The 6,177-nt window shown below is 43.0% G+C and carries 4 protein-coding genes and 1 pseudogene; all 5 read right to left on the bottom strand.

The window, feature by feature from the left end:
• The coding region (locus RMO79_RS12470; protein WP_310483487.1) for a YgjP-like metallopeptidase domain-containing protein at nt 1-242 on the bottom strand (242 nt) is incomplete at its 3' end.
• A complete protein-coding gene (locus RMO79_RS12465) occupies nt 229-3,642 on the bottom strand; it encodes a type I restriction endonuclease subunit R (protein WP_310483486.1) in 3,414 nt (1,137 codons plus the stop codon). The genes RMO79_RS12470 and RMO79_RS12465, both read right to left, overlap by 14 nt.
• Before the next feature lie 227 nt (nt 3,643-3,869).
• Nucleotides 3,870-4,235 (bottom strand): annotated as a pseudogene (locus RMO79_RS12460) (GxxExxY protein); the annotation flags it as partial.
• 303 nt (nt 4,236-4,538) lie between these two features.
• Nucleotides 4,539-5,738, bottom strand: a complete 1,200-nt coding sequence (locus RMO79_RS12455) for a restriction endonuclease subunit S (protein WP_310483484.1) — start codon at nt 5,736-5,738, stop codon at nt 4,539-4,541.
• On the bottom strand, nt 5,735-6,177 hold a 443-nt coding region (locus tag RMO79_RS12450), incomplete at its 5' end, for an N-6 DNA methylase (protein ID WP_310483483.1). The genes RMO79_RS12455 and RMO79_RS12450, both read right to left, overlap by 4 nt.

Raw genomic sequence — 6,177 nt, 5'->3', positions numbered from 1 at the left:
CATTCGGGGGCGGGTAAAGGTGGGGCATATCGATCGAATTGACGTTGTTGTCTGGCAATCCAGGCGGCACGGTGAATGATTTTAGCTTCGATCGATTCTATTGTCGCATCGGTCGGGGCTTTGACAACGATGCTACTGTCTGGATAAACTTCGATCGCGAGGGTTTTGCGAGGGGAATATTCGAGAGCGAAGGTAATATCTCTACTCCCATAAGGAACGCGATGAATATCAGTTAACTTCATAGTTTTCGGCAATCTTGAGGATCTTCGCGATTAGTTCATCCAAATCGCCCCAGGGAATGAAGAGATTGTGGGTCTTTTTTAAGTCGTGAACAAGATCGTCAATCTCGTTCATCATTTGCTTTTGGATGTCTTGATTGTGTTGCCAATCACGAATTTTATGTTTGGTGATAATGTCTTCAATGCCGATCGATAACAACACAAATACGTCTGAATTATTGGGATCGCTATTGATGCCGCCGTCGATTGTGTCTTGAAAAGGTGCTCTACTTGGGGTTTCCCCAAGACCGCACTTTTCGCAAATCGAGGCTAGTGGTGCAAAGTCCGCCTGCGCGGACTGGGTTGTTATGTAAGTGGATTTTGATTCACGAACAACTAACTGGGTTCCAGAGTCCGCGCAGGCGGACTTTGTATCACTAGCGGAGACTTTAGTCTCTAGGCTACTAGTTAACTTCGCTTGCAAAACGTTGTAAAATGCTCGTGCTTGGGGGCGGGTTTGGAGTGGTGAGGGAACGGTATCTGCGCCGCCACTGCGGACGGTTTCTAGATGCGATCGCATTTGTTGGAGATATTCGATGTCGCTGAGGCGTTTGGCGCGGTGGGCATCGATCGCAGTTTGAATTAATTGACTCAATCGTAAGTACAATATAGGATCTTCTTCCATCCGTTCGATCGCGACTTTTTTGATTCTAGCGGCGATTGCGTCAGCTTGAGCGGCTGTTCCGACGATACTCTCGATTTCGGCGTTGGATCGATCCAAATCGAATATATCCACGGGTTCGATGATGGTGATAAATTCCGATGCACCGATTTCCTTCTCCACCATCCGCCGAATTTGGTCGGTATATTCGGAATAGTCTACCTTTTCACCATACCTAATTTTGACTAGATCCCGCAGCTTGAGACAAGATTTTAGATCTTGAAGATAGCGTTGTTTGGTATGTTCGGGAGTATCGGCTTGGAAGGGAGCATTACTGAGAGCAAGCCGGAGATTTTTGGCGAAATCTCGTAAGGATTCATAGAACTCATCGCGCCTATCTTGCGGTTCGAGCCACTGTTGGAGACTTTCGGTATCCTGAAGATTAGTCACGCCTTTGAATACATCCCAGACAGCCGCATGGAGCGTGGGCAGTTTGGCAATTTCTACCCGCACGTCTACCAAAGCACCTTCAATATCCTCGCGATCGAACCCCTCCTGCTCCAGGGCGGCGTATATTTCTAGGGCTTGATTCATCTCACCAAAAATGCCCCGATAGTCGATTACCAGCCCGTATTCTTTGCCCTCGAAGACACGATTGACACGCGCGATCGCTTGCAAGATATTATGTTCTTTGAGGCGTTTATCGATATATAGAACCGCATTGCGCGGCGCATCAAAACCAGTCAGCAGTTTATCAACGACGATTAATAAATCTGGTGCGTCGTCTCCGTCGCCATCCTTAAACTTTTCAATTAGTTTGTCTTGATAGTTCTTCGGCGTGCCATAAGTCGCCATCATGTCCTTCCAAAAGCGTTGCACTTCCGAAAGATCGGCTTCATTGACACTATCATTATCTTCGCGGGTATCTGGGGGCGAAATAATTACTGCCGATCGCACTTTTCCCCAATCGTCAAGGAGCTTTTTATAAGTAATTGCGGCGCGCTTGCTAGAAGTGGCAAATTGTCCTTTTAATTTCGTCCCTTTAAAATGTTTGTCGAAATGTTCACTGAGATCGTAGGCTACTTCTCGCATTCTTGCATCGGCTTCATAGAGCGGTTCGGCACTTTTGAACTTGCGTTTTAAGTCGGCTTTTTGCTCTGGGTTTAAGTCAGATGTAATGCGATCGAACCATTTATCGACAGCTTCAGTATTCTGAAATTCGCTCTCTCGCCCTTCATAAACGATCGGCACCACCGCTTTATCTCCGACAGCTTTGGGCATGGTATAAGAGTGAATAAAGCCGCCGAACTTCTGGGCGGTACTTTTATCCTTTTTGAGTAAGGGCGTACCTGTAAAGCCGATATAACAGGCGTGGGGGAACACATTTCGCATCTTGGCGTGAATTTGTCCGTATTGGGAGCGGTGGGATTCATCTACTAGCACGAAGATATTGGGACTAGGATTTTCACCCTTTTCGCGTGCGACGGTATCGAATTTATCGATGACGGTGGTAATGATTTCGGCTTTGGGAAGATTGAGTAATTCGAGCAGATTTTTACCACTTTGAGCCTGAGTCGGTGGTAGTTTACAGTTACCAAAAGTAATGGTAAGTTGGTCGTCTAAATCGACTCGATCGTTAACTAAGATAATCTTCGGATTGAGAATGCTTGGTTCCCTCACTAATGCCTTGGCTAATAACACCATCGTCAGCGATTTTCCGCTGCCCGTCGTATGCCAAATTACCCCACCTTGACGGGAAAGATCGCCTCGTACCTGCTTGACTCGATCGATCGTTGCTTTGACAGCAAAATACTGTTGATAACGCGCGATCTTTTTCGTCCCCGCATCGAACAAAATATAACCATGAATCAGATCTAATAATCGCTGCGGTGCGAGTAAACTATACAGTAACCGATCTTGAGCCGAAACTAATCTCGCTCCCGCCGCCCAGAGTTCGTGAATTTTTGCCTGTTCCCAAGTTTTCCGCCAGCTCAATAATTGCTGACTTTGTGTGGCTGACAGAGAGGAATTAATCAGGGCATAAAGTTCTGCTTCAAACTGTTCTAATTTTATCTCTTCTTTCCACACTGCCCAAAACTCTTTCTCAGTTCTGGTGGTGGCATACTGGGCAGTATTTTGAGCGATCGCAATTAAGATTTGAGTAACACAAAAAAAGTGCGGAATCTCATCAGGGCGTTGGTTTCGCAAATGTTGACTGATGGCTTCTTCAGTAGCTTTAGGCAGATCGGGACGCTTACATTCGATCGCAGCTAGCGGAATGCCATTAACAAACACTACGATATCGGGGCGACGAGTTTGGGTACTATTGAGACGTTCGAGTTCAAACTCATCGGTAACGTGGAAGACATTATTCGCCGGATTTTCCCAGTCGATATATTTCATTTGATGGCTTTTCTTATCACCATCGATCGTTTGTTCGAGACTTTTACCCAATACTAATAAATCGTAAATCTGTGCGCTGGTAGTGTAGAGAGCATCGTAAGGAAATTGACTGATTGCGGCAACAGCAGTTTGAATATTTGCATCACTAAAAGGATAAACTTTACCCCGATGTTCGATCTGATTGAGCTTGTGAAGTTGGGCTGTTAGGATATTTTCAAGTACTATCTTCGATCGTTTCCCCTGACGATGTGCGAGGGCTTCGGCTGGCGTGATGTAGGTATAGCCGATGTTTTGAAGTAGAGCCAAAGCCGGAATTTGAGAAGAAATAACTTCGCGCAAGTCAATAGATGCTGAATTCATATCAAAAATCATACTAAATTCCAATAACCTAATCCTAAAATCCTGAAAATCCTAAAATCCTGGTAAAATTTGAGAAGAGATAACTTCGCGCAGATCGATCGGGGATGGGTTCATTAAACTAAATCTCCATCAGTAAGAGTGTACAGATCGGGTTCATCATCTAGAAAATTAAAAGAGTTACCACTCTCGGTTAATGCCATCATTTCATTAGTAGAGGGTTCCTTGTATCGGTTATTGAATACCTTCTTAAATTCTAAGCTATTCGATCCAAAGTTAATTAATAAACCTACTGGAAAGTTGTAAGCGACGACATAATTCTTTGCTTGGGCTAAATGTACATCTTCTAGTCTGATGACGGCTTTTATTTCCACAATGATGCGATCCTCTACCACAAAATCGGCGCGGCGTGTCCCTACGTGAATGCCATCATAATAAATGTTTTGCGATACTTCTCGCCCAAACTGTAAATTAGCTCTCTTGAATTCTATGGCTAGACACCGTTGATAGATAACTTCTTGAAAGCCATTGCCTAGTTCATTGTGAACTTTCATCGCACAGCCATTAACTTTATATGTGATATCGTTTAGTTCCATAGCCTATTCCTCCATGCTGACATTTCTAGTATTCCCCCACATCCCAATTGCCGCATCAGGATTTTGAGGATTTTCGGGATTTTCAGGATTAGGCTATTGGTGAGATGCGGGGTTGGTGTAACATCACTGCATCCTCACTGTCGGCATCAGGATTTTTAGGATTTGAGGATTTTCAGGATTATGTTATTGGTGAGTATCAGATATTATGAGCATTTTCGTACCCCACAAACAACCTAAATCCTCCGAATCCAAACCATCCCCGCATACCGCAAGCAACCTAATCCTGAAAATCATGAAAATCCTCTAAATCCTGATGCGTCCGGTGAGTAGTTGTTGCATCAATCCTAGTTTCTGTTGCTTGTAAGCAGCCAGTTGTTTTTCTAGGGTTGATATTTCCTCATCCGCAGCAGAGAGTACAGCAGCAATCTTTTCCTGTTCTGGAACACTTTGAGGAAATTCAAATTCTATGCTCAAAAATGTTTTAGCTGGAGCTTTTCTTCTGCGAACATTAGTTCCTTGCGAAATAACTTTATAAATCTCTTTGAATTCATAAGACTTGAAGAGATATCTAAAGTAAGGTAAAACATCGTAAGATCCTTTATATTTAAATGTATTATATGCAGGAGAAATAACACCTCTATTAACTGATTCGACAAATCCAATTGATGCGTCCCATAACAACATAGGATCGTAAACAAGATTATTTGCTTCCACTATTTTATAACGCTTAGTATCTTCAGATGCTATTCTTTTAGCGAAAATACTAGATTGAGGGACAATGCCATAGACTTTTGAACATGACAGTACAATAAGATCTTCATTATTAGTATTCTTTTTAGATATTTCAGTGAAAAAATCAGAAAGTTTAATAGTTCTCCACTCGCTACTCTCAAACTCCTTAAAGCGTTTCTTACCAGTCAATAACTGCTGCATCAGCCCCTGCTTGCGCGATCGAGTCTTCCCAATCAATCTCTCCAGCAGATCGATCGACTCATCCCAAACCCCAAGCACCTCCGCAATCCTACACTGTTCTAAAAGCGGCGGTAATAGTATCTTGAAATATTTTTGTAAGGCTGTGGGATTAATATTTGCTTGACTAACCCCAAGAGTTGCAATCTCTTTCAATCTTTGCTGACTTTCTGACCAGTTGAAAAAGAAATTCACGAAAAATGGATTCGCAATAGTTCTATTTACTTGAAATCTAACCAAGTAAGATGCAAATGTAAAAACTCCCTCTAAATCAAAGACACCAGTTTTACCAACTAAATCAATACTATTCGTACGATTAATTAGGATATCACCATGATTTAACATGAATTTTTCTAAATCTGCATCGCTCAAATTTACCTTGTCAACTTTACGGGGATTCATCTTCCCATCTTTAAAGTTGTTCATCTTAAAAATGTAATATTGTCCATCTAGTGAACTAGGAATTGATAAGCCATATTGAGATTTAACGACAATATCGCCAAAGGAATATAAAGTCCACCCATCAGGAATCATAAGCCCAATTCCTCAAGATAGCCAACCATCCGAAACTTAACCTTAGATAACTCCTCCTCCAAACCATCAATCTCCGCCTGCACCGCCCCAATATCGATCTCCGCCTCCTCCTCAAAAGTATCCACATACCTGGGAATATTCAGATTAAAATCATTCTCCCCAATCTCATCAAACCCCGCCAAATAAGCATACTTCTCCACCGTTTCCCGCTGCGTGTATGCCGCGACAATCTTGGCGATATCTTGCGCCCTGAGATTGTTCTGGGTTTTCACATCCGCATAATCCCGACTGCCATCGATAAATAGCACCTTGTTATCTGGTTTATTCCGCTTAAATACCAACACCGCCGCCGGAATTCCGGTACCGAAGAAGAGATTACTCGGTAAACCAATTACCGCATCTAATAGATTGTCGGCGATTAATTGTTGGCGAATCTTCC

It is taken from the genome of Chamaesiphon sp. VAR_48_metabat_403 (assembly GCF_031422475.1).
Classification (GTDB): domain Bacteria; phylum Cyanobacteriota; class Cyanobacteriia; order Cyanobacteriales; family Chamaesiphonaceae; genus Chamaesiphon.
Note: the sequence above shows the minus strand (reverse complement) of the source record. Positions and strands in the feature narration are given on the sequence as shown.

What these genes read in the sequence shown, in the direction of transcription:
- RMO79_RS12455 (WP_310483484.1), bottom strand. Translation starts at nt 5,738, where the DNA reads ATGATTCCTGATGGGTGGACTTTATATTCCTTTGGCGATATTGTCGTT.
- RMO79_RS12465 (WP_310483486.1), bottom strand. Translation starts at nt 3,642, where the DNA reads ATGAATTCAGCATCTATTGACTTGCGCGAAGTTATTTCTTCTCAAATT.